Genomic DNA, 24,844 nt, shown 5'->3' on the forward strand with positions numbered 1-24,844 from the left:
TGACTCCAGGGGCGCCGTTAGTTTTATATTAGAACATATCATGAACAATTGAGCCAGCCGCGGGTTCTTATTTTTGAGAGCCACCGGCAATCACCCCTGAAGGAGCGGCGACCATGAGCGGCGCACGCATCAGCGCGCTTGCGACCTTGCGCGGCCAGATCGAGCGCATCGAGACCGCGGAGGTCGTCCATCAGCGCGATCGCGTCGCGCTCGGCCATGGCGAGGTCGACAGCGCGCTGAAAGGCGGGCTCGCGCGCGCGGTGATCCACGAGGTGTTTTGCGAGGGGCGCCAGGGGACGGCCGCGACGGGTTTTGTCAGCGGGCTTGCGGGGCGCGTGACCGCGCGCAAACCGCTGCTGTGGGTGCGGCAGGATTTTTCGGAAATTGAAACCGGCGCGCTGTCGATGAGCGGGCTCGCCGAGCTCGGCCTCGATCCGCGCCGCGTGGTGATGGTGCGCGCCGCCGATGTCGAGAGCGCGCTACGCACGTCGGCCGATGCGCTCGCCTGCGATGCGCTGGGCGCCGTCGTGCTCGAGCTTTGGGGTGAGACGAGACAGTTCGATCTCGTGGCGAGCCGCAAGCTGACACTGGCTGCGCAAGGCTCCGGTGTCACCGGCCTGCTGCTGCGGATGGCCGCGCAACCGCTGCCGTCGACCGCCGAGACCCGATGGATGCTGCGGGCGGCGCATTCGCCGCCGGGGGTCGCGTGGAGCGCCTGGGGCGCGCCGCGTTTCGATGTTGAACTCTTGCGCAATCGTCACGGCCCATGCGGCCGGTGGATCATGGAATGGAAATGTGATGAGTGCCAGTTCTCTGAACCGTCGACGTATCCTCAGCCTGTGGCTGCCGCGCCTGCCCATCGACCGGATCCAGCGGTTCTTCAACGACGTCGGACTGGGTAATGACAAAGCGTTTTCAAGCGAAGTGGGTACCGGTTTGCGTGAAGGAAACGCGTCGAAACAAAAAGACGATCCCAGCATCGTCGTCATCAAGGACAACAATGCGCTGGTGATCCATGCGCTGGACGAGGCCGCCGAGCGCCTCGGCCTGCATATCGGCCAGCCCCTGGCCAATGCCCGGGCGATGTGCCCGGACCTGCGGGTGTTCGACGCTGATACCGTGGCCGATGCGAAGACGCTCAGCGACATCGCCGACTGGTGCGACCGCTTCACGCCGCTGGTGGCGCTCGATCCGCCGCATGGGCTGTTTCTGGACATTACCGGCTGCGCGCATCTGTTCGGCGGAGAAGCGGCACTGCTGCAGACGCTGGTCCGCGCGCTCGGCCGACAAGGCTTTGCCGTCAGTGCGGCAATTGCAGGCACCTCGGTCTGCGCGCGTACGCTGACGCGCCAGACCACGGGCACCATCGTTGCCGATGGCGGGGAGGCGGCGGCGATCAGCCGGTTTCCGGTGTCGGCGCTCGGCGCGGGCGAGGCCATCACCACGGGCTTGCGCCGCGCCGGCCTGAAGACCATCGGCGATGTCGCTTCCCGCGAACCACATGAAATCACGGCGCGGTTCGGCGCACGGTTCTCCACGCTGCTCGCGCATGCGCTAGGGCAGGGCGATGCGCCGATCAACCCGCGAAAACCGCTGCCCGACTACATCGTGGAAAAACGCTTCGCCGAGCCGATCGCAACCGACACCATGATCGCGATGACGCTGTCGCGGCTCGCCGACACGCTGATCGCGTCGATGGAGAAGCAGGGCAAGGGCGCGCGCCGGCTGGAAGCCGCCTTCTTCCGCACCGACGGCGCGGTGCGTGCGATCATGGTCGAGACCGGGAGGCCGGTGACGCAAGGCAAAGTCATCGATCGTCTGTTCCGCGAGCGCCTCGATGCGCTCGCCGATCCCCTGGATCCCGGCTTCGGCTTCGACATGGTGCGGCTGTCGGCGAGCCGGACCGAGATCGTGGTGCAGGAGCAGCGCGATCTCGACGCCCACGTCCACGACAATGACGAGCTCTCCGCATTGATCGACCGCATTGCCGCGCGCATCGGCGGAAAGCGCGTCGTCGTGCATCTGCCGCAGGACACCCATATTCCCGAATGTGCGGTGCTGGCCGCGCCGGCGCAGCATCATCTCGCTGCCGCCATGCAGGCCGAATGGCCCGCGCGCACCGAGAGTGAGCCGCCATTGCGTCCCTTGCGGTTGTTCGACAGGCCCGAACCGGTCGCGGTGCCGTTCGCGACCGTGCCCGACGGGCCGCCGCATCAATTCACCTGGCGGCGCGTGCAGCATGCCGTGGTACGGGTGGAAGGGCCCGAGCGCATCGCGATGGAATGGTGGCGGCAGGACGGCAGGCAGCTGACGCGGGATTATTTCCGCATCGAGGATGCCGAGGGCCTGCGCTTCTGGATCTTTCGCGATGGTCTCTACGAGGGGGAGTGTTTTGACGACGACGGCAAGCCTGTTCCTCCCGGCTGGTATGTGCACGGTCTCTTCGCATGAATGCGCCCGCTTATGCCGAGATCGGCATCACCACCAATTTCTCCTTCCTGCGCGGCGGCTCGGATCCGCGCGCCTATGTGCATCAGGCAAGCAAGCTCGGCATTCCCGTGATCGGCATCGCCGATCACAACACGCTGGCCGGCGTGGTGCGGGCCTACAAGGAGCTCGACAATGACAAGGTGCGACACAAGCCCAAGCTGCTGATCGGCACGCGCATCGTCTTCATCGACGGCACGCCCGACATTTTTGTCTATCCGCGCGACCGCGCCGCCTATGGCCGGCTGTGCCAGCTTCTCACCAGAGGCAAGCGCGGCGATGACATCACGCGGATCGAAAAGGGCGAATGCCATCTCAGGTTTGCTGACCTTCTCGAGTTCTCGGAAGGCCAGCTCCTGATCCTGACGCTGCCGCACCGTTTCGATGCGGCGCAGGCGCAGGACATTCTCGCCAAGCTGAAGACAAGTCGCGCCGGGGGCGTGTGGCTGGCGGTGAGCCTGATCTACCGCGGCGACGACCGGCGCCGCCTGGTGCGGCTCGATGATCTCGCCGCAAAAGCAAAAGTGCCGCTGCTCGCGACCAACGAGGTGCTTTATCACGATCCCGGCCGCCGTCCGCTTCAGGACGTGCTGACCTGCATCCGGGAAAAGACCACGATCGGGGCGGTCGGACGCAAGCTTGAGGCCAATGCCGAGCGCTTTCTGAAGACGCCCAGGGAGATGTCCCGGCTGTTCCGCGACTTCCCCGAAGCGGTCGCGGAGACCATGCGCTTTGCGGACAGGATCGAGTTCACACTCGACCAGCTCAAGTACCAGTATCCGGACGAGCCGGTGCCGCCGGGCAAGACCGCGCAAGGGCATCTGGAGGATTTGACCTGGGCGGGCGTGCAGACATATTTCGCCGGAAAGATCGATGAGAAGCTTCGCGCGACGCTGAAGAAAGAGCTCGCGCTGATCGCCGAGCTGAAATACGCGCATTATTTCCTCACCGTGCACGACATCGTGCACTATGCGCGCAGCCAGAATATTTTGTGCCAGGGGCGGGGATCGGCGGCGAACTCGGCCGTGTGCTACGTGCTCGGCATCACCTCGGTCGATCCGACCAAGGTCGATCTGCTGTTCGAGCGCTTCATCTCCAAGGAGCGGCTGGAGCCGCCGGACATCGACGTCGATTTCGAGCATTCACGGCGCGAGGAGGTGATGCAATATGTCTATCGCCGCTACGGCCGCCACCGCGCCGCGATCATCGCGACCGTCATTCATTATCGCCCGCGCAGCGCCATCCGCGACGTCGGCAAGGCGCTGGGCTTGACCGAGGACGTCACCGCCGCACTCGCCGACACCGTGTGGGGAAGCTGGGGCAAGGGCCTCAACGACATGCAGGTCAGGCAGGCCGGGCTCGATCCGAAAAATCCGATGATCAACCTCGCAGTCGAGCTTGCGACCGAACTGATCGAATTCCCGCGTCATCTGTCCCAGCATGTCGGCGGCTATGTGCTCACGCAAGACCGGCTCGACACCTATGTGCCGATCGGCAACGCCGCGATGGACGAGCGTACCTTCATCGAATGGGACAAGGACGACGTCGACGCGCTCAGCATGATGAAGGTCGACGTGCTGGCGCTCGGAATGCTGACCTGCATCAGGAAATGCTTTGATCTGATCGACCGGCACAAGGGTGAGCGCTGGGTGCTGGCGAGCGTCCCGCAGGACGATCCAAAAGTCTACGACATGCTGTGCCTCGGGGAATCGCTCGGCGTGTTCCAGGTCGAAAGCCGCGCACAGATGAACATGCTGCCGCGGCTGAAGCCGCGGACCTTCTACGATCTCGTCATCGAAGTCGCGATCGTGCGTCCCGGTCCGATCCAGGGCGACATGGTGCATCCGTACTTGCGGCGGCGGAACGGTCAGGAGGAGGTTCGTTATCCCTCGCCATCGCCCGAGCATGGTCCAGCGGACGAGCTCTACAAGGTGCTACACAAGACCAAGGGCGTGCCTCTGTTCCAGGAGCAGGCGATGCGTATCGCGATCGAGGCGGCAAAATTCACCTCCGAGGAAGCCAACGGCCTGCGTCGCTCGATGGCGACATTCCGCAATGTCGGCACCATCGGCCAATACGAAGAGAAGCTGATCGGCAACATGGTCGCGCGCGGTTACGATCCCAACTTCGCCAGAAGCTGTTTCGACCAGATCAAGGGTTTCGGCTCCTACGGTTTTCCCGAGAGCCATGCCGCGAGCTTCGCACAGCTCGTCTACATCTCCTCGTGGCTGAAGCATCATCATCCCGACGCCTTCTGCTGCGGCCTGCTGAACTCGCAGCCGATGGGCTTCTACGCCCCGGCGCAGATCGTCGGCGATGCGCGCAAGAACGGCGTCGAGGTGCGCGACATCGACGTGTCCTACAGTTTCGCGCAGAACACGCTGGAGGAGGGACGCGGCAAATATTGCGCCGTGCGCCTCGGTTTCCGCCAGATCGACGGGTTTCACTGGCTCGATGAGGATGAGGAGAGGCTGAAACGCTCTCAACTGTCATTCCGGAGTGCGCAACTTGTCCGCCGAAGCTCGGAGAGCGAAGGCGGAAGCGCGAGCCATGACGGGATTGTGCTCCCTCTCCCGGGGGAGGTGAAGGAAGACTGGGCCGCCCGCATCGTCGCCGCCCGCAATCGCCGGCCGTTCACCTCGCTGGAAGACTTCGCCCGCGACACCGGCCTGCCCAAGCGTGCGCTGATTCTGCTCGCCGATGCCGATGCCTTCCGCTCGCTCGGGCTCGATCGCCGCGAGGCGCTGTGGCAGGTGCGGCGGTTGCCCGACGACGTACCGCTGCCGCTGTTCGAGGCCGCCACCGCGCGCGAGCAGCCGGACGAGCACGCCAAACCCTTGCCGGTGATGCCGCGGGCCGAGCAGGTGGTCGCGGACTACCAGACCATCCGGCTATCGCTGAAGGGCCATCCGATGGAATTTTTGCGCGGGATGCTTTCGCGCGAGCGGGTGGTGGCCTGCAAGGAGATCAGCCACGAGAACGAGCGGCGACGCGTCCGCTGCGCCGGCGTCGTGCTGGTGCGGCAGCGGCCGGGCAGCGCCAGCGGCGTCGTGTTCATGACGCTGGAGGACGAAACCGGCATCGCCAATGTCGTGGTGTGGCCCAAGATCATGGAGCAGTACCGCAAGGAGGTGATGGGCGCGCGCCTCATCCTGGTCGAGGGCTATATCCAGAGCAGCCCCGAAAAGGTGACGCATCTGATCGCGCAGCGCATGGTCGACCGCTCGCACGATCTGGTCAGCCTCGCCAACGATGCACTCAGCCGCAAGCATCCAGTGCCGGCAGGCGCTACCGTGGTCGAGCCGCTCAACGACGACCGCCGCGACCACGCGGATACCCCCGCGCAAAAGATCCGCCACCCCCGCAACGTCCGCATCCTGCCGCCGTCGCGCGATTTTCATTGAGGTGCTTCCCTCTAACGAAGCTGCCGTAGGGTGGGCAAAGGCGCGTAAGCGCCGTGCCCACGTTCTAGGTTCTTTCGCGAAAGCGGTGGGCACGCTTCGCCACCCTACAAGTTCTTCGGTGATGATGCTCCGCTTCCCTAAAAATTCACCCGGTTCGAGATCGCCCCATCCACGACGAGATTCGATCCCGTCGTGAACCCCGACACCGGGCTTGCCAGAAACACCGCTGCGCTCGCGATCTCCTGAGGCGTCGCCATGCGGCCTGTCGGATTGCGCTTCATCGCATCATTGTAACGCTCGGGCATGTTCTGCTCGATCATGTTCCAGACGCCGCCCTTGAAATAGACCGTGCCGGGCGACACCACGTTGACGCGGATCTTCTTCTTGGCATATTGCCGCGCCAGCCCCTTGGCCATGTGGATCAGGGCCGCCTTGATCGGGCCGTAGGAGCTGGCGAGATCGGCCTGCGCCGCCGAAATCGATGAAATGATGACGAAGGCGGCATCGCCGCTCGTCTCGCCGCCGGCCTCGAGGAACGGCCGCGCGGCGTCGAACGCGTGCACGGCGCCGAGCACGTCGAGCCGAAAATTCTGTTCCCACGATGCGGCATCATGGCCTTGTGCCATCGCGCCCGCGTTGGAGAACAGCATGTCGATGCCGCCGAGTTCGCGTGCAGCGCCCTCGATCCAGGATTTCAGCGCCGCGCCGTCGGTGACATCGACCGGGCCGCCGGTCGCGCGGATGCCGCTGGACTTCAGTTCAGCGACGGTAGCCGCGACCTGGTCGGCGTTGCGCGCACACACCGCGACATTGGCGCCTTCACCGGCCAGCGTTGCCGCAATCGCCCGCCCGATGCCGCGCGTGCCGCCGAGTACGACGGCGTTCTTGCCTTTGAGACCGAGATCCATTGTTTGGTTTTCCTTGTTGATCGTGCGGAACTTAGTTGTTTGAGCGAGGATGTCGAATTCATTCTCGGTGTCATACCCCGCGAAAGCGGCCCACCTCACTCCGGCGCCGCGCCCACCGGCGGGCCGCCGGGCGGGCGGTGCAGGAAGGTCAGCGAGGCGTAGGCGCCGGCCCAGGAGCCGATCGCCGCGAAAGCGACATAGAACGCGTTTTCGGTGTAGCTGATCACCGCGTAGGAAGAGAGCAGGTACCAGACCGCGCTCCAGTTCGCCGCCGGCACCCGCTTGCGCGCGATCACGGCCGAGGTGAACATGACATAGACCGCGTCGGTGGCCGCCGTTGCGATGAACACGGCGCCTGCGGTGAGGGGATCGATGGCGGCCATTGCATTCCTTTGTGTGCTGATGGAAGGTCTCGAAAAAACTACAGCATGATCCCGAAAGCGCGCAGCGGTTTTCCGGAAGATCATGCTCAAACAATAACCTGAAAGAGAGAGAAGCGGTCATGCAAAGCCCCGCCGGCATTCTCAGCGACATCTGGACCTCCGCTGGCGGCGATGCGGCCGCGCTCGAACGCGTGAAGCTGACGGGCGAAGAGCCGCAAATCCCGTCCTCGTTTCGCGTCGCCGTCGCCGGACAAACCACGATCGCCGCCTCGGGCCTCGCTGCCGCCGAGATCTGGAGGCTGCGCAGCGGCGAGGCGCAGGATGTCTCGGTCGACATGCGCCACGCCGTCGTCGAATGCCGCTCCGAGCGCTATTTGCGTGTCGACGACAAGCCGCCGCCGCCGGCCTGGGACGCCATCGCCGGCGTCTACAGGACCGGCGACAACCGCTTCGTCCGCTGTCATACCAATTTCCCGCATCACCGCGACGCCGTCTGCAACGTGCTCGGTTGCGAGCCCGAGCGCGAGAAAGTGCAGGCTGCGCTGATGCAATGGAAGGGTGAGGATTTCGAGACTGCGGCCTATGCCGCGGGCGGAGTCGTCGCCCTGATGCGGTCCTACGACGAATGGTCCGAGCTGCCGCAGGCCCGCGTGCTCGCCGAATTGCCGCTCATCTCGATCGAGAAGATCGGCGAGGCTGCGCCAAAGCGGTGGTCCAAAGGCGATCGTCCGCTCTCAGGCCTGCGCGTGCTCGATCTCTCCCGCGTCATCGCAGGGCCGGTCGCCGGCCGCACGCTCGCCGCGCACGGCGCCGATGTGCTGCTGATTTCAGGGCCGGAGCTGCCCGCTATACCCTGGCTCACCATTGACACCGGCCGCGGCAAGCTCACCACCTTCATCGCGTTGAAGAGTGAGGCCGGCCGGGCGCAGATGCGCGAGTTGTTGAAGGACGCCGACATCTTATCGCAAGGCTATCGCCCGCGCGCGCTGGCCGCTCTCGGCTTCGCGCCGGAGGACGCAGCGAAGATCAATCCCGGCATCGTCTATGTGACGCTGTCGGCCTATGGCCATGCCGGCCCCTGGGCGGAGCGGCGCGGCTTCGACTCGCTGGTGCAGACCACGACCGGCTTCAACCGTGCCGAAGGGCAGGCCGCCGGGATCGACGGGCCGAAGGAATTGCCGGCGCAGATGCTCGACCATGCCACCGGTTATCTGATGGCGTTCGGCGCGATGATGGCCAAGGCGCGCCAGGCCCGCGAAGGCGGCAGCTGGCACGTTCGCGTGTCGCTGGCGCAGACCGGACGCTGGCTGTGGAATCTCGGACGACTCGAAGGTGGCCTGAACACCCCGGATATTACGGGTGAGGCTGTACATGCTGCATTCATCGAGAGCATGCCATCTGGCTTCGGCACGTTGAAGGCAGTGCGCCATTCAGCGCTGCTGTCGAAGACGCCGGCGCAATGGAGTCGTCCGGCAATGCCGCTCGGCAGTCATCCGGCGCAGTGGCCGGCGAGAAGCTGACGTGAAGCTAACGCGAAGCTGACATGAAGCTGACGTGTCGCAAAATTTTAACGCAAACCGAAAGGCGCCCGGCGTTTTTTAGGTTGTTTGAAATCGCAATTCGGCACTATTAGCGCGACCGATGAGGCAGGCAGCCGCCGGTATCATCGCAGATTAGACCGGGCCCCATGGTAGTTGAAAATACCAAACGATTGCAGGTGCTTACAAAACAGCGGGTGATCACGTCCGTAGTTTTACTAGCGCTTGCGGGTGCCGGGGCCTACGGCTTCCTCTATGCGGGAGCCAAGGACAAGAGCCACTCCGAGATATCCAGCCAGTCGCGCAGGAGTGCGCAGAACTTCACGCCGACGCCGTCGGAATGGGCGACGCTGACGATCGAGCCGGTCAAGGCCAAGACCTTCCGGGCCGAATATGTCACCGAAGGCAAGGTCGCGGTCGATGAGGACCGCTCGACGCCGGTGTTCTCGCCCTATGCAGGCCGGGTGACCAGGCTGCTCGCCAAGCCGGGCGAGACGCTGAAGCAAGGTCAACCGCTGTTCACGATCGAGGCCGCCGACACCGTGCAGGCCCAGAACGATTTCATCGCGGCGATGACCTCGCAGAACAAGGCGAAGTCCGCGATCGATCTTGCCGACATCCAGTTCAAACGCGCCAAGGACCTCTATGAGGGCCACGCCATTCCGCTGAAGGACTACCAGCAGGCGGAAGCGACCCAGGTTCAGGCGCAGAACGACATGCGCTCCTCGGCGACGTCGCTGGAAGCCGCGCGCAACAAGCTGCGCATCCTCGGTTTCACCGACGAGACCATCAAGGCCTTCCAGGACAAGGGCGCCATCAATCCGGAAGTCACGATCTATTCGCCGATCGCGGGTACGGTCGTGCAGCGCAAGATCGGCCCGGGCCAGTACGTCAACTCCGGCGCCAGCGATCCGGTCTTCGTGATCGGCGATCTCTCCACCGTCTGGCTCACCGCCTTCGTGCGCGAGAGCGATGCGGCCGCGGTCTGTCTCGGACAGGACATCACCGTCAACGTGATGGCGCTTCCGGGCCGCCCGCTGACGGCTAAAATCAACTACGTGGCCACGGCGATCGATCCCGCCACTCGCCGCCTCCTGGTGCGCGCCACCATCGACAACAAGGACGGCCTGCTCAAGCCCGAGATGTTTGCCAACGTCACGATCTATTCGGCTGGCGACCGCGCCGCGCCGGCCGTGCCGAAGCAGGCGTTGATCTATGAAGCCGACAAGGTCCGACTCTGGGTTGCGCGCGAGGACAAGTCGGTCGAACTGCGCGAGATCAAGATCGGCCTCATCAACGGCAACCTCGTCGAGGTCACCAGCAATCTGAAGCCCGGCGAGCAGATCGTCACCAAAGGCAGCCTGTTCATCGACCGCGCGGCGTCCGGCAGCTGATCGACGACCCAAGAAACAAGACAAGCTGAAGCCCCGCATGGATCGTCTCGTCGCCCTTGCCGTCAACCGGCGCTTCCTGATGGTTGGCATGTTCGTCGTCGTGCTGATCGGCGGCCTGATCGCTTTCAACCAGCTCAACATCGAGGCCTACCCGGATCCGACCCCGCCGATGGTCGACATCGTGACGCAGAGTCCGGGCCTGTCGGCGGAAGAGATCGAGCGCTACATCACGATTCCGATCGAGACCCAGGTTGCAGGTCTGAAGAACCTGACGACAATTCGCACCATCTCCCTCTACGGCCTCTCCGACGTCAAACTGCAATTCTCCTTCGCCTATACCTATGACGAGGCATTGCAGCAGGTCTTGAACCGTCTGGCGCAGCTCGCGCCGCTGCCCGGCAACGTGCAGCCGCAGATTTCGCCGCTCAGCCCGATCGGCGAAATCTTCCGCTATCGCCTCGTCGGCCCGCCGAACTACAGCGTGCTCGACCTCAAGACCATCCAGGACTGGATCCTCCAGCGTCGCTTCCGCGCGGTGCCGGGCGTGATCGACGTCACCGGATGGGGCGGCAAGAGCAAGACCTACGAACTCCAGGTCGACAACAACAAGCTGGTCGCCAACGGCCTGACGTTGCCGCAATTGCTCCAGGCGGTCGGCAATGCGAACGTCAATGTCGGCGGCAACACCGTCAATATAGGCCAGCAATCGGCCGTGGTGCGCGGCGTCGGCCTGATACGTTCGATCGACGACCTCGCCAACACCATGGTCTCGCAGACCAACGGCAATCCGGTGCTGGTCAAGGACGTCGCCACCGTCACCGTCGGCCAGAAGCCGCGACTCGGCATCGCCGGCCTCGACGAGTCCGACGACATGGTGCAGGGCATCGTCCTGATGCGCCGTGGCGAGAAGAGCTCGCCGACCATCAAGCGCGTCCACCAACTCGTTCAGACCATCAACAATTCCAGCATCCTGCCGCCCGGCGTGCGCATCGAGCGCATCTACGACCGCGGAGACCTGATTGAGCTCACCACCCACACCGTGTTGCACAACATGGTGGTGGGCATTCTCTTGATCGTGCTGTTGCAGTGGATTTTCCTCGGTGACCTCCGCAGCGCGCTGATCGTCGGCGCGACGATTCCGTTCGCGCTGTTCTTCGCGGTGATCATCCTGGTGCTGCGCGGGGAATCGGCGAACCTGCTGTCGGTCGGCGCCATCGATTTCGGCCTGATCGTGGACGCCACCGTCATCATGGTGGAGGCGATCTTCCGGCGCCTGACGCAGACCACGCCGATGTCGGAATCCGAGCAGATGTCGTCCGAGACGCTGTTCGGCATGAAGAGCCATGCCATCCTCAGCGCGGCAGCCGACGTCTCGCGCTCGATCTTCTTCGCCGCGGCGATCATCATCGCGGCCTTCCTGCCGCTGTTCACGCTCTCCGGCGTCGAGGGCAACATCTTCGGACCGATGGCGCGGACCTATGCCTACGCGCTCGCCGGCGGGCTGCTAGCGACCTTCACCGTCACCCCGGCGCTGTCCGCGATCATCCTGCCGGCGCATGTCGAGGAGACCGAGACCAGGGTGATGCTGATCCTGCACCGGCTCTACATGCCGCTGCTGAATTGGGCCGTTGCCAACCGCGGCATCGTGCTCGGCGGCGCGGTCGGCCTCGTGCTGATGACGGTTGCGCTCAGCCGGCTGCTCGGCCTCGAATTCCTGCCGAAGCTGGAGGAAGGCAATCTCTGGATACGTGCCACGCTGCCGCCGACCATCTCGCTCCAGGAAGGCAATTCCTACGTCAACGAGATGCGCAAGGTGATTCGCGCGCGGCCCGAAGTTGAATCCGTGGTGTCGCAGCACGGCCGACCCGATGACGGTACCGACGCCGCCGGCTTCTTCAACGCCGAGTTCTTCGCGCCGCTCAAGCCCGTCAGCCAATGGCCCGGCACCCGCGACAAGGAGGAGCTGACCGCGCAGCTGCTCAAGCAGCTCGACGATCGTTTCCCCGGCGTCGAGTTCAACTTCTCGCAATATCTCCAGGACAACGTCTCCGAAGCCGTCTCCGGCGTGAAGGGCGAGAACTCGATCAAGCTGTTCGGCAGCGATCTCCAGGCGCTGACCGACACTGCCAACAAGATCAAGTCGGTGCTGGCCACCGTGCAGGGGGTCACCGATCTTGCGGTGTTCACCTCGCTCGGGCAGCCGACCATCCAGATCGACATCGACCGTGCCAAGGCCGCCCGCTATGGCCTCGCGCCGGGCGACATCAACGCCACCATCAAGGTGGCGATTGGCGGCGACACCGCCGGCGACATCTACGAGGCGGGAAGCGACCGCCACTTCCCGATCATCGTTCGCCTCGCGCCGGAATTCCGCAGGAGTGCCGAGGCGATCCAGAATCTGCGGATCGGCGCGCCCGGACCCAACGGCACCGTCACGCAGATCCCTCTCAGCGAGGTCGCCTCCATCAGCCTGGTCTCGGGTGCGGCCTACATCTATCGCGAGCAGCAGGAACGCTATCTGCCGATCAAGTTCTCGGTGCGTGAGCGCGATCTCGGCAGCGCGATCCGCGAGGCGCAGGAGAAGATCGCCGATCAGGTGCAACTGCCGCCCGGCGCGCACATGGACTGGGTCGGCGAATTCGGCAATCTCCAGGACGCGATCCGGCGGCTGTCGATCGTGGTGCCGATCTCGCTCGCGCTGATCGGCGTCCTGCTCTGGTTCAATTTCGGATCGATGACCGACACGCTGCTCGCCATGAGCGTGATCCCGATGGCGATCTTCGGCGGCGTGCTCGGTCTCCTGATCACCGGCACCGCTTTCAGCGTTTCCGCGGCGATCGGCTTCATCGCGCTGTTCGGCATCGCCGTGATGGACGGCATCATCATCCTGTCGCAGTTCAACCAGCTGATCGAAGAGGGCATGGACCGCGTGAACGCGGTGATACGCACCGGCGAACTGCAGCTTCGGCCGGTGCTGATGACCTGTGTCGTCGCCGGCATCGGGCTCTTGCCGGCGGCGTTGTCGGAGGGCATCGGCTCGCAGGTGCAGAAGCCGCTCGCGGTGGTCGTGGTGACCGGCATGATGCTGGCCCCGATCGTGATTCTGGTGACGTTGCCGGTGCTGATCTCCTTTTTCTCGCGCCGCGCGCGCTGAACGCGCCTGTCACAACATCCGCTGCGCGATCCGTACCAGCATCGTGGCGCCGAGTCCGAGCAGCATCAGGCTCGCGAACCGGCTGCTCAACGACAGCATCCGCGGCGTCAGCCGTGACCGCGCGGTTGCGACCATCGTGCTGAGCATCATCCACCAGATCGCCGAGCCGACGAAGACGCCCGCGACCAGCGGCGGGGCAACAGATGGTGTCGAGAACGCATGCAGCGCCGCCAGGAACAGGATGACGGTCAGCGGATTGGTCAGCCCGAGAGCGACGGCGCTGAAATAGGCGCGCGTCAGGCGTACGTTGGCGATCCGGCCTTCCTGAAGCACGAAGGAGCTGCGATGGGTCCGGATCGCGAACCACAGCAGCGTAAGCGCCGAGACGATGCCGAAGCCGGCGGCATTGGCCTCGACCCAGGGCTGCGCAAGCGCGCCGAGTCCCAAGACCGCAAGGACGCTGTAGGTGAGATGCACGGTCGCCGCACCGAAGCCGGTTGCGAGGCCAGTGGCCATGCCCGATGCCAGTGTGCGCTGAATGCAGAGCATCCCCATGGGTCCGATGGGAGCGGCGACGGTGAAACCAATTCCAATGCCGGAGAAAAGCGCGGCAAGATAATGCGATAAGGGCATGCATCCGCACGAATAAATGAAATCTGTGCGTGTGCGTACCGGCGAATGAGAATCCTTGCCTCAACCGAAAGGGTGAAAAGCGAAAGGAAACACGAACACGTTCGTGTGAGTCCGGCACCGTTGTGCTTTCGCGACAACAGTTCCACGACTCGGCATGGAATTGCGTCGCACTTCGTTGAACCTAATCGCGCCTGTCGCGACTCAGAACCCGTAGAGACGTGCCGGATTGTCGACCAGGATCTTCTTGCGTACATCAGCATCCGGCGCCCACACCGGAAGCTGATTGAGCAGGCGGCCGTCGTCGATCTGGTAGAGCGGCGCGATGTCGGTTGCCTTGCGTCCCTCGACACGGCTCGAATCCGGATGCGGCCAGTCCGTGCCCCAGACGATGCGGTCCGCATTCGCCGCGATCAGTGCGCGCGCATAGGGCACCATGTCCTGATAATCGGGTGCGAGCTTCGACGAGCGGTAGGCGCCGGAGATCTTCACATAGGCCTTGCCGGATTTGACGAGTTCGACCAGGTCCGCAAATCCCGGCTGCTCCAGCCCATGCGGAGCCTCAAGGCCGCCGAAATGGTCGAACACGATGGGCACCGGTGCGGCCAGCACAAGCTCCTTGATCGCCGAGATCATCGGCAGCGTGGTATAGAGTTGCACGTGCCAGCCGCGCGCCTTCATGCGCTCGGAAGCCGCCGTGAAGCGGGCGCGGCCGGCATTGGGATCGCTGACGCCGCCGGTCGCGAGATTGATGCGGATGCCGCGGAAGCCATCCGCCTGTATCGCATCGAGCTGCGCCTCCGTGGTGTTGTCGTCGATCACGGCCACCCCGCGCGCGTTCGCGCCGCGCGCCTTCATGCCGAACAGCGACGAGGAATTGTCGGTGCCGTAGACGCTCGGCGTCACGATCACCACGCGCTCGACATGCAGCGCCTTGTGAAGCGCCGCCATTTCTTCAGGGCTCGCCGGCTCCGGCGTGTAGACGCGCCCGGCGAAGAAGGGAAATTTTTCGACGTCGCCATGGATGTGGGTGTGACAGTCGCAGGCATGCGCCGGAACGTCGAAATTGACCGGCGTCGCGGGCTGCGCCGCGCGGGGGTGGGCTTTGCTGGACATGGCTACTCCGGCGGCAAGGGAGGCCGGCACGGTATCACATCAGCCCGGCAGCCGCCCCACTTCGCTGCATAGCTGCTCGACGAGGTCCGCAAGCGGGCGTGAGCCGTCAACGCGCACCATCGGGCAGGGCAGGCTCGCGAGCCACGCTTCATCCTTTGCAAGACTGCGGCCTTCGCGATCCCCGGCTTCGTAGCGCGATGCCCATTCGACAAAAGAGTCAGTCTCGTCGTGGCGCCATCCGCCCGGTGCGACGGCGTCAGCGCCGAAATGGGCGGCCTCGCGGGCGCGCAATCGCGTCAACCGGATTTCGCGCGGCGTGCTCACGAAGACGACCAGATCGAAAAGCGGAACGAGCTCCTCGCCCCAGCCGGTGATGGTTCCGCTCAGCACCCAATCGAGACGCGGCAGAAACATCTCGCGCATCAGGCGCAGGCGCTCGGCGGCGGGGCGCGTCGTCTGGTAAGGGGGCGCGGTCGGCAGCCAGAAATAATCATCGCTGTCGTGATGCGGCAGCGCAAGCCGGCCGGCGATCGCGCGACCGACGGTCGTCACGCCGGAGCCTGAAGCTCCCATCAGATGGATTCGGCGGCTCTTCATCGGCACCAAGCCAGACGATGTGATACTACTGCCCAGACGGCGTGCGCAGGCCGTGCCAGGCGTCGCGGACCTGCTGGTAGTGCACTTCGGGCAGGTAGTCCGGCGTGTTCAGGCTCAAGGTCTTGACGTCGAGATGGCCGACGGCGCTGAGCAGCGTGTAGGAGGCGATGATGCGGTCGCGCAGCGCGCCGATCAGGCGGGCCTTTGCCTGGATCAAATCGGCCTGCGAGTTCAGCACGTCGACCGTCGTGCGCTGTCCGCCGGCGGCTTCGCGCTGCACGCCCTGGAGCGCGACGGTTGCCGCCTTGACCTCGGACTCCGAGGCCGAGACCGCGATCTTGGCGCCTTCATTGGCGACCCAGGCGCTGACCGCGGCCGTGCGCGCCTGGTTGCGCACCTGGTCGAGCACGAGCCGGCTCTGCGCCGTGATCTCCTTGGCCTGCCGGGTCTGCGCGGCAGCCTGTCCGCCATCGTAGATCGGCGCGGTGACGTTGGCGACGATCGAGGCCTGGTCTTCGGCGAAGGTGCCGAGCGTCGGGTCGTTGTTGCGGCTCTTGCTGGCGCTGCCCTGGATGCTGGCGCTCGGCAGCAGCGCGCCTTCGGCGACGCGGATGTTGGTGGAGGCGACGTCGACGTCGAAGCCCGCCGCCATCACCGCCGGATGCTGGCGGATCGCCATCGTCAGCGCGTCTTCACGGCTTTTCGGCAGATAGCGATCGACGACTTCGGCGGCCCGAAGCTGCGACGGCGCATTGCCGATCACCTGCGCGTACATCGCCTGGCTCACCGCCAGCGCGACTTCCGCGGCGTTGAGATCGGCAAGCCCGCGGTTGAGCCGCGCCTCGGCCTGCGCGCTGTCGGTCGGCGTGACGTCGCCGGCGTTGAGGCGGCGCTGAGTGACCGAGAGCGTTTCGCGCAGGAAGGCGACGTTGGAGCGCTGCGCCTCGACGAGCGACTGGTTGGCGAGCACGTTGGTGTAGGCGGTCACCGCATCGAGCAGCACGCCCTGGCCGACATTGCGCAGCGCCTCGCGGCCCGACTGCACCTGGAGTTCGGCGGCGCGCACGTTGTTGGCGGTGCGGAACCCATTGAACAGGGTCTGCGTCACCGTGACGCCGATGATCCACGGCTTCAAATTGGCGGTCTGGATGGTGTTGTCGGGCAGCAGATTGCGCACCGATTGCAGGCCGGCGCTGAGGCTCGCCACGATCTGCGGCCGATAGCCGGCGAGCGCCTGCGGCACGTTCTCGTCGGTGGCACGCTGCCGCGCACGCTCGGCATTGAGCTGTGGATTGGTCTGGTAGGCCTTGGCCAGCGCCTCCGGCAGGGCCTCCGCCCATGCGGCGGAGGGCAAGGCGCAACAGAGCGCCAGCGTGGTCCATGTTGCCAGCACAGGAGCCACGCCCGATCGATGCCGCGTCATCACGCGACCAGCTCTGGTGGCACGCCCAATCATATGATCCCGCAAAACCCCGGCTGTCCGCCCCCGCCGACGGTGGCCTCTTAACTGTTTATCCAGCGCGGGTCCCGCAGGCAAACTGCCGCGGGGAAAACCCCCATGTATTCCGTGCTTGTTGCAGGTGCGTCACACACCAATTTCCTCCCGGATGCGCTATAGGGATTCCGTCAGGTGCCCGTAATGTGGTCCGGATCCCACGGATGATGCCGAAACTCTTCTCCGACCCCGATGCGCTCGCGGAGGAGATCGTTCGCGATGTCGGAACCGATCTGGTGGTCGGCCTGCCGCTCGGCCTCGGCAAGGCCTGTCATGTGGTCAACGCCCTCTATGCGCGGGCCTGCGCGGATCCTGACATCAAGCTGACACTGCTCTCGGCGCTGACCTTGGAAAAGCCGAGACCGAAGGGACTGATCGAGCACCGCTTCATCGCGCCCGTGATCGACCGGCTCCTCGGCGGCTATCCCGATCTGGCCTATGCCGACGCGCTGCGCGAGGGGCGGCTGCCGCCCAACATCAAGGTCGCCGAATTTTTCTTTCTCGCAGGGCGCTGGCTGCACGTGCCGGCCGCGCAGCAGAACTACATCTCCGCCAATTACACGCACGCGGCGAGCTATTTGCTGGCGCGCGGACTCAACGTGGTGACGCAACTGGTGGCCAAGCGCGTCGTTGATGGCGTTCCGCGCTACAGCCTGTCCTGCAACACCGATACGACGCTGGATGTGCTGCGTGAGCGCCGCGCCGGGCGTGCGTCGTTCAAGCTGGTTGCGCAGGTGAACTCCGAACTGCCGTTCATGCCGGGTGCGGGTGATCTGGCGGCCGATGAATTCAGTGCGGTGCTGGATAGCGCCGCGACGGACTTCCCGCTCTTTGCGCCGCCTTCGGAGCCGATCTCCAACACCAAATTCGCGATCGGGCTGAATGCGGCATCACTGGTGCGCGACGGCGGCACGCTCCAAATCGGCATCGGGCAGATCGGCGACGCGCTGGCGCAGGGCCTGATCCTGCGCCATCGCGACAGCGGCGCGTTTCGTAGCGTCATGGCCCGGCTGTCACCCGCGCGACCGGCCGTCGCGCAGGAATCCGGCGCCTTCGCCGCGGGCCTCTACGGTGTCAGCGAAATGTTGACCGAGGCCTTCATCGGCCTGATCGAGGCCGACATTCTCAAGCGCTCCGTCGATGGTGTGGTGCTGCACGGCGCTTTTTTCCTCGGTCCACAATCGTTCTATCGCGCGCTGCGCGAGATGCCGCCGGACCGGATCGCTTGCATTCAGATGATGCCGGTGTCGTTCACCAACGAGCTCTACGGCGAAGAGGAGCGGAAGCGCCGCGCCCGCGTCGATGCGCGCTTCATCAACAACGCCATGATGGCGACGCTTCTCGGCGCGGCCGTCTCCGACGGCCTGGACGACGGGCAGGTGGTGAGCGGCGTCGGCGGGCAGTACAATTTCGTGGCGCAGGCCTTTGCGCTCGAGGGCGCGCGGTCGGTCCTGACGCTCGAGGCGACGCGACATGCCGGCCGCGGGCTCAAATCCAACATTCTCTGGCGCTACGGGCACGAGACCATTCCGCGCCATCTGCGCGACGTCTTCGTCACCGAATATGGCGTCGCCGATCTCAGAGGAAAGTCCGATGTCGATGTGATTGCCGGCATGCTGGCGATCGCGGATTCGCGCTTCCAGGACGAACTGATGCGGGTCGCGAAGGAAGCCGGCAAACTGCCGCGGGACTACGAGATCCCGGCGGCTCATCGCGACAACCATCCCGAGCGGATCGCGGCTGCGCTCAAGCCCGCGCGCGACGCCGGCCTGCTGCCGCCATTTCCGTTCGGCTGCGATTTCACCGAGGTGGAACAGCGCCTCATTCCGGCACTGGAGATCCTGCAAGGCGCGCAACGTTCACCGCGGGCGCTCGCAGGCTTGCTCTGGCAGGGGCTGATCCGAAAAACGGATGCGGCCGACGAGGCATGTCTCGCACGCCTCGGTCTCGATCGCCCCAAAACCTGGCCGGAGCGCGGCTACCGCGCGCTGGTCAGCGCGGCCCTCGCGCAGAGCCGCAACGCCTAAAGCGCGATGAGATTGGGATAAATCGTCATCGCGCTTTAGGTTCTCGTTTGAGCATGATCTTTTCGGAAAACCGCTTCGCACTTTTCCGGATCATGCTCTAGCCGCTTACCGGTTCTTGTTCACCGGCTTGCGCTTCTCGATGAACGCCGCCATGCCCTCTGAACGATCTTCCAGCGCGAAGGTCGAGTGGAACAGGTTGCGCTCGACGCTCATGCCCTCGGCGAGCGTGGTCTCGAAGGCACGGTTGACCGCTTCCTTGGCCATCGCAGCCGCGGGGCGCGACATCGCGGCGATCTTGTCGGCTGCCGCCATCACCTCGTCCATCAGCTTGTCAGCGGGCACGATGCGGCTGACGAGGCCTGAGCGCTCGGCTTCCGCCGCGTCCATCATGCGGCCGGTGAGGCAGAGGTCCATCGCCTTGGACTTGCCGATCGCGCGGGTCAGGCGCTGGGTGCCGCCGATGCCGGGAATGGTGCCGAGCGTGATCTCGGGCTGCCCGAACTTGGCGGTGTCGGCGGCGATGATGAAATCGCACATCATGGCGAGCTCGCAGCCGCCGCCGAGCGCATAGCCGGCGACCGCGGCGATCGTCGGCTTGCGGCAGCGCGCGAGGCGGTCGCCGCCGATCGCGGCAAAGTCCTCGGTGAACATGTCGATGAAGCCCTTCGGCTGCATCTCCTTGATGTCGGCGCCGGCGGCGAAAGCCTTCTCGCTGCCGGTCACGACAATGCAACCGATGGCGTCATCGGCTTCGAGATCGTCGACCGCCGCGGCAATCTCGCGGAAGACGCCGAAGGAGAGCGCATTGAGCAGCTTCGGCCGGTTCAGCTTGATGATGCCGACCGCCTCTTTGCTTTCGACGATGATGTGTTCGAACGTGCTCATGCTCCACCCGCGCTTCTGATTGGGCCGGCAATGTGCCCTCTGGCGCGGTGGGCTTCAAGAGGGCCGGAACGCCCGCGAGGTGCGCGTTCCGGAGCTCCCGCAGGTCAGGATCAGGTCGCAGATCAGGCCATGAACATGCGCGCGGCGGAGGCCAGCGTCAGCAGCGTGCCGACGCCGATGAAGATCTTGCCGATCAGGGAGCTCTGGTCCCAGGCCGAGTTCTGCTGGCTGCTCGCCATCACCGGAGCCGGCCGCGGTTGCGCGTCGGTTGCGGCAATCACCGCCTTCTGGGCCGGGGGAGTGTCCTGTTGCACGGCGCGGTCGATGTCGTTGAGCTGATCGGGTGCGACGACCTGACTCTCGGCATTCGGCTCGGCGGTATTATCGGCCGCTGCCTGGACGTTGTCGTTGGCGCGGCCCGTCATCGCGGAGGCGGCAGCTGCAGTCGGCGTATCCGTAGCGGCGAGCTGCGCATTGGCGTTGGCGATTTCCGGCGGCATCTGGCCTGAGGGCGGCACGTCGCGATCGTCGGGCTTCGCCTCGTCGGCCTTTGCCGCGGCCTCCTTCTTGTCGGCCTTGTCATCGGATTTCTGCGCCGTCTTGGTGCTGTCGCGGTGGCGCGACGTGTGGCGCCCCTGCTTGCCCGGCCTGACCGCGTCGGCCTGTTTGCCCGCGCTGTCCGCTTTGTTGCTTGCGGCTGAACCCGGTGCCGCCTGTACGACGCCCCCGAACAGCAAGAAAAGCCCGGCAAGAAGGGTCAATGCCGCGCGCCCGCTGGCTTTCATCATGTTGACGATCTCCCCAATTCCGCCCGTCCCGGCAGCGAACAGAGACCCTGAGGCGTGACGACAGCGGGGCAAAAAATGGGAATCTTCTGGCTGGACCGGGCAAAAACGCGGCAAGCGGCTCCCTTTCCGGCCGGCCGCCGGGTGCGGACGGAACCGATCGGTGTTATGAGCCGTCCGAGATCCTGACGGCCGTCTCGGTCCTGAGGCACAGCAGAGATCACGACTTCGTGATCGAGCGGTGCCTGCGTAACAAATTGAAAGAGCGGCCGAATTGCATGGTGAGGGCGCGCGTGCGCGGACGTGAGGACGAATGGACCGGCCTGATGCGGTCGGCCATGGCTGGCGATGACGCGGCCTATCATCGCCTGTTGAGGGCGGTCACGCCGGTGCTGCGCGCAGCCGCAAGACGCGGCCTGGCGCGGGCAGGCCAGCCGCCCGACCAGGCTGAGGATATCGTGCAGGAGATTCTGTTGGCGGTGCATCTGAAGCGGCACACCTGGGACAGCGAAGCCCCGTTCGCGCCCTGGCTGTTTGCGATCGGCCGCAACAAGCTGATCGACGCGCTGCGGCGCCGGGGCAGGCGGATCTTCGTCAACATCGACGATTTCGCCGAGACCCTGCCGGGCGAGGCGCCGGAGCAGACCGCTTCAGCCGGCGAGGTCGCGGCGCAGCTGAGCGCGCTGCCGCAGCGCCAGCGTGACGTGTTGCAGTCGATCGCGGTCGAGGCCGCCTCGATCAAGGATACGGCGGCGAAATATTCGATGAGCGAAGGTGCGGTGCGGGTCGCGCTGCATCGCGGACTTGCGGCGCTGACAGCCAAACTGCGAGACCAATAGTCATGGATACCGATCAACTCATTCGCTCGCTCTCGGCCGACAACGCCCATCGCGCACCGCGCGTCGGCGCGGTGCTGACCATGGCCCTGCTGGTCGCCGCGCCCCTGTCGATCCTGATCTTCGCGACGTTCCTCGGCGTTCGGCCGGACGTGATGAGCGCGATGCACAATCCGTTCTTCGACATGAAGTTCGCCGTGACGCTGTCGCTCGCCATCCCAGCGATCATCGTCAGCCTGCATATGTCGCGGCCCGAAGCGCTGCTGCGCGGCTGGGGCTGGCTGCTGCTGCTGCCGGTCGGGCTGCTCGCGGTTGCGATCGGCAGTGAGGCGATGATGGCGCCGGCCATGCCGATGACGATGCGCTTGATGGGCAAGAACTCCAGGGTGTGCCTGTCAGCGATCCCAGCGATGTCGCTGCCGCTGCTTGCGGGGGCGCTGTTCGGCCTGCGCCACGGCGCGCCATCGCGTCCCGCGCTTGCCGGCGCGCTCGCCGGTCTGGTGTCGGCCGGTCTGGCCGCGACGCTGTACGCCTCTCACTGCACCGACGATTCGCCGCTGTTCGTCGCGACCTGGTACACGATCGCGACCGCATTGGTGACGGCAGTGGGAGCGCTCGTGGGCTCGAAAGTCCTGCGGTACTGAAGGCGTTCCGCGCAAATAGTCGTCGCGTCGCATCGCCGCGACTCCCGGGTTTCGCTTAGCCCCATCGCGCTCCGGCCGTTGCCGCCTGACGTCTGCGTCCGCGGCAGCCCTCAGGTCTTCAGGCCGCCGGCGTTGCGCCCTGCTGCATGCGGTGGAAGCGCAGCACCTGCTGTGCGGTCGATGAGCGCAGCGCCTCGTAGGTATCGCGCATCGTCAGCATGTCGGTCTGCGAGCCGCCTGAAAGCTTCTCGCGCATGGCAATGATTGCGCGCACGCTCGGCCACGACATGCCCGCGACCTTGGCGAGGATCATCACGCCCTCGGTGCGGCTCTCGATCATCATGTTCTCGGCGGTATCGACCGTGACACCCGCGAGCGCCGCGAGCCCCGCATTGGCCTCGTCGAACTTGCCCTGCTCTGCGAAGGCGGCGACCTGGAGCTCGTTGAGGCGGCCGTCGTCGTGGAGCGATTTCACCAGCGCGCGCGCCATCTCGGTCTGCCTGGTCATGGCCGCGGTGCGGACCCGCTGGGCCGCTTCCTGGACCACGCTCGACACCTCGTCCGCGAGCTCCGGATGCGCGGCCTCGAGCTTCCTGCGCACGCTCAAGGACGCCTTCGCGACCAGCTTGAGGTAGTGGTGTCGCGGCAGGTCGCGTCGCAGGCCGATGCAGGTGGCGAGGTCGTCGTCGCGCTCGGCCCGCGTGACGAGGTCGGTGAAACTTCCCTCGGACAGCTGCGCGCCGGGATTGCTGACGGTCGATTGCACGACGTCCTCGTTGCCGCGCGTCACCAGCACGTCGGTGAGTGCTTCCGACAGCACCCGCCGCAGCGAGATCGCCTTGAGATGGGCCTGGCCCCTGGTGCGCGCGATCTCGATCAGGGTCGCCTCGTCAAGCCGCTCCGATTTCGACAGCACGGGGCCGGAGACCTCGATCACCTCGTCGAGCGCGAGCGTGCGGATGATCTTCGGCGGCGCAGCCGCGATCGGTGCGAGACGGTCGGCAAGCAGCGCCCTGGCCGAAACCTCGATCTGCTCGATCAGGCATTGGAACACGTCGTCGAACACGCTGACGTGGTCTTCGGAATAGTCCACCGCGTTGCCCACGAAGAGATCGGTGACCCGGCGCAGCGCCTCGACCCGGCGCGCGACGGTGCCGTGGGAGAGCGTGGCCTGCAATTCCTCGAGCAGATTCTCGGCTGTCTTTACGGATTTGGTTTTCATTGCCCTGTCCTGGAGCGTTCGGCCCGACGGCGGCTTATGCCGTGCCGGGAGAAAATGGATTGATCAACTCGTTGCAATGCGGTTGCGCCCTTGTGCCTTGGCGGAATAGAGCGCGCTGTCGGCGCGCGCGAGAAACGTGTCGGCAGTATCAGCGTCGCGCAGCGTCACGACGCCTGCGGAAATGGTCACGCGCATGCCCGGGGAGAATGCGCTCCAGTCGAGATCGGCAACGATGCCACGCAGCCGATCGAGCATGCGCGACGCCGCCTCGCCGTCCGTGCCCGGCAGCAGCAGCAGGAATTCCTCTCCGCCGTAGCGGCCGAAGCTGTCGGCCGGGCGAATGTTGGCGAAAAAGGTGATCGCGAAGGTGCGCAGCACCTCGTCGCCGACGGGATGGCCGTGGGCGTCGTTGATGCGCTTGAACCAGTCGAGATCGATCAGTGCGATCGCGCAAGGCGTCGATGCCCGCCTTGATTTTTCGATCTCGGCGTCGAGAAGCCGCATGATGCAGCGGCGGTTGTAGGAGCCGGTGAGCTCGTCGAGCTCCGCCAATTCCTCGATGCGCTGATAGGCGGCCTTCAGTTCGATGCTGCGCTGGTACAGGATCTTGCGCAGCGTGGCGCCGAACAGGCCGAGGAAGGCGCACTGGCCGATCACCAGCACGAAGCACAGCATCGAGGCGGTTCGCTGCAGACGCGTTGCAACGGGCATGCCGATCGGCAGGTCGGAGGCGAGGAAGACGGTGGCGAGGCCGGCGGTCGCGATCGCCCAGGTCAGCATCGCCTGCGCCGAGGTCATGCGCAGCGTACCGAAGGCGAAGATCAGGAACAGCACGCTGATGAAGGCGACGCCGACGGTCGGCACCGACAGCAGAAACACGAATTGCAGCGCCATATGCGCCGAAATCTGGAACACGGTCAGATAGTGGTCGGTGAATCTGTCGCCGACGCCGGCTTCCGACAGCACGGCGAAGGTGCCGATGATCAGTAGCCCGCCGAACCAGAACAGCGAAGCAACGTCGATCGAGATCGCACCGTCAAAAGCGTAGACCAGCAGGACGGAGGCGCCGAGCGAATAGCTCGCCACCTGGCCGATATACATCTGGCGGCGCTGCCGGATCCGGCGCGCCAGCACTTCGGGCGCCGCCGCCTCGGGCGTGAGGACGAGATCCGCGACCTCAGCGGCATTCCTCTCCGGAAAGGACGTCGCGGCCGTGTTCATGGTCCCGCCAATGGTCGATCTCAGCCCAAAAATCTACGTGGCAAGCCTTTAGGTTTGGTATCCTTCGAAACCGAATCCGCACTGTGCAGCGCGGGACGGGGACGCCTGTGCCGGCAAA

General features: G+C 65.2%; 19 protein-coding genes. 9 read left to right on the forward strand and 10 right to left on the reverse strand.

Translation table 11 applies throughout. The features are described 5' to 3' along the window. The first annotated feature begins 113 nt into the window (after positions 1–113). Genes JQ572_RS10170 through JQ572_RS10180 form a run of 3 tightly spaced genes read left to right on the forward strand, consistent with a single transcriptional unit; the run spans position 114 to position 5,891 of the window. Positions 114–902 (forward strand): ImuA family protein, encoded by a 789-nt coding sequence (locus tag JQ572_RS10170; protein ID WP_211382868.1) that lies wholly within the window; start codon positions 114–116, stop codon positions 900–902. Continuing rightward, complete coding sequence (locus JQ572_RS10175; RefSeq protein ID WP_211382869.1) at positions 799–2,451, forward strand: Y-family DNA polymerase; 1,653 nt, start codon at positions 799–801, stop codon at positions 2,449–2,451. The genes JQ572_RS10170 and JQ572_RS10175 overlap by 104 nt, the downstream gene beginning before the upstream one ends. Further along, entirely contained in the window at positions 2,448–5,891 is a 3,444-nt protein-coding gene (locus tag JQ572_RS10180; RefSeq protein WP_211382870.1) for an error-prone DNA polymerase, read from the forward strand. The genes JQ572_RS10175 and JQ572_RS10180 overlap by 4 nt, the downstream gene beginning before the upstream one ends. Positions 5,892–6,028: 137 nt before the next feature. Here JQ572_RS10180 and JQ572_RS10185 read toward each other — a convergent pair whose 3' ends face one another. Then, on the reverse strand, positions 6,029–6,799 hold the full coding sequence (locus tag JQ572_RS10185; protein WP_211382871.1) for an SDR family NAD(P)-dependent oxidoreductase: 771 nt from the start codon (positions 6,797–6,799) through the stop codon (positions 6,029–6,031). Positions 6,800–6,894: 95 nt separating this feature from the next. Then, on the reverse strand, positions 6,895–7,182 hold the full coding sequence (locus tag JQ572_RS10190; protein WP_008136644.1) for a hypothetical protein: 288 nt from the start codon (positions 7,180–7,182) through the stop codon (positions 6,895–6,897). Positions 7,183–7,301: 119 nt separating this feature from the next. Here JQ572_RS10190 and JQ572_RS10195 point away from each other — a divergent pair, with 119 nt between their 5' ends. The 3 genes from JQ572_RS10195 to JQ572_RS10205 all read left to right on the forward strand — a co-directional run bounded on the left by JQ572_RS10195 (position 7,302) and on the right by JQ572_RS10205 (position 13,268). Then, a complete protein-coding gene (locus tag JQ572_RS10195) occupies positions 7,302–8,702 on the forward strand; it encodes a CoA transferase (protein WP_211382872.1) in 1,401 nt (466 codons plus the stop codon). Positions 8,703–8,869: 167 nt separating this feature from the next. After that, positions 8,870–10,114 carry an efflux RND transporter periplasmic adaptor subunit gene (locus JQ572_RS10200; protein WP_211382873.1) on the forward strand — a complete coding sequence of 415 codons (1,245 nt, stop codon included), beginning with the start codon at positions 8,870–8,872 and terminating at the stop codon, positions 10,112–10,114. 37 nt (positions 10,115–10,151) lie between these two features. Next, positions 10,152–13,268, forward strand: a complete 3,117-nt coding sequence (locus JQ572_RS10205; RefSeq protein WP_211382874.1) for an efflux RND transporter permease subunit — start codon at positions 10,152–10,154, stop codon at positions 13,266–13,268. 9 nt (positions 13,269–13,277) lie between these two features. Here JQ572_RS10205 and JQ572_RS10210 read toward each other — a convergent pair whose 3' ends face one another. The 4 genes from JQ572_RS10210 to JQ572_RS10225 form a co-directional block, all read right to left on the reverse strand. Beyond that, positions 13,278–13,901, reverse strand: a complete 624-nt coding sequence (locus JQ572_RS10210; protein ID WP_211382875.1) for a LysE family translocator — start codon at positions 13,899–13,901, stop codon at positions 13,278–13,280. Positions 13,902–14,102: 201 nt separating this feature from the next. Continuing rightward, entirely contained in the window at positions 14,103–15,014 is a 912-nt protein-coding gene (locus tag JQ572_RS10215; protein ID WP_211382876.1) for an amidohydrolase family protein, read from the reverse strand. Positions 15,015–15,053: 39 nt separating this feature from the next. Then, complete coding sequence (locus tag JQ572_RS10220) at positions 15,054–15,611, reverse strand: P-loop NTPase family protein (RefSeq protein WP_211382877.1); 558 nt, start codon at positions 15,609–15,611, stop codon at positions 15,054–15,056. A gap of 25 nt (positions 15,612–15,636) precedes the next feature. Continuing rightward, positions 15,637–17,034: a TolC family outer membrane protein gene (locus JQ572_RS10225; RefSeq protein ID WP_211382878.1), complete on the reverse strand. Its 1,398-nt coding sequence runs from the start codon at positions 17,032–17,034 to the stop codon at positions 15,637–15,639. A gap of 239 nt (positions 17,035–17,273) precedes the next feature. Here JQ572_RS10225 and JQ572_RS10230 point away from each other — a divergent pair, with 239 nt between their 5' ends. Continuing rightward, positions 17,274–19,133 carry an acetyl-CoA hydrolase/transferase C-terminal domain-containing protein gene (locus JQ572_RS10230; protein WP_211383533.1) on the forward strand — a complete coding sequence of 620 codons (1,860 nt, stop codon included), beginning with the start codon at positions 17,274–17,276 and terminating at the stop codon, positions 19,131–19,133. Positions 19,134–19,238: 105 nt separating this feature from the next. Here JQ572_RS10230 and JQ572_RS10235 read toward each other — a convergent pair whose 3' ends face one another. Together JQ572_RS10235 and JQ572_RS10240 are read right to left on the reverse strand one after the other, a co-directional pair. Further along, positions 19,239–20,018 carry an enoyl-CoA hydratase gene (locus JQ572_RS10235; RefSeq protein WP_211382879.1) on the reverse strand — a complete coding sequence of 260 codons (780 nt, stop codon included), beginning with the start codon at positions 20,016–20,018 and terminating at the stop codon, positions 19,239–19,241. Positions 20,019–20,140: 122 nt separating this feature from the next. After that, positions 20,141–20,806 carry a hypothetical protein gene (locus JQ572_RS10240; protein ID WP_211382880.1) on the reverse strand — a complete coding sequence of 222 codons (666 nt, stop codon included), beginning with the start codon at positions 20,804–20,806 and terminating at the stop codon, positions 20,141–20,143. A 290-nt stretch (positions 20,807–21,096) separates the two neighbouring features. Between JQ572_RS10240 and JQ572_RS10245 the strand changes: the two genes are divergently transcribed. Both JQ572_RS10245 and JQ572_RS10250 read left to right on the forward strand, forming a co-directional pair. Beyond that, entirely contained in the window at positions 21,097–21,642 is a 546-nt protein-coding gene (locus tag JQ572_RS10245; RefSeq protein ID WP_211382881.1) for a sigma-70 family RNA polymerase sigma factor, read from the forward strand. A gap of 2 nt (positions 21,643–21,644) precedes the next feature. Next, the gene (locus JQ572_RS10250; protein WP_211382882.1) at positions 21,645–22,283 is read left to right on the forward strand and encodes an NrsF family protein; all 639 of its coding nucleotides are present in this window, start codon (positions 21,645–21,647) and stop codon (positions 22,281–22,283) included. Positions 22,284–22,401: 118 nt separating this feature from the next. On the opposite strand, the gene JQ572_RS10255 is transcribed toward JQ572_RS10250, so the two are convergent. Beyond that, on the reverse strand, positions 22,402–23,505 hold the full coding sequence (locus JQ572_RS10255) for a DUF2336 domain-containing protein (protein ID WP_211382883.1): 1,104 nt from the start codon (positions 23,503–23,505) through the stop codon (positions 22,402–22,404). Positions 23,506–23,568: 63 nt separating this feature from the next. Then, positions 23,569–24,726: a GGDEF domain-containing protein gene (locus JQ572_RS10260; RefSeq protein WP_211382884.1), complete on the reverse strand. Its 1,158-nt coding sequence runs from the start codon at positions 24,724–24,726 to the stop codon at positions 23,569–23,571. Between the last annotated feature and the right edge of the window lie 118 nt (positions 24,727–24,844).

This window comes from Bradyrhizobium sp. SZCCT0153 (genome assembly GCF_018129995.1).
In the GTDB taxonomy this organism is placed as follows: Bacteria; Pseudomonadota; Alphaproteobacteria; order Rhizobiales; family Xanthobacteraceae; genus Bradyrhizobium; species Bradyrhizobium japonicum_G.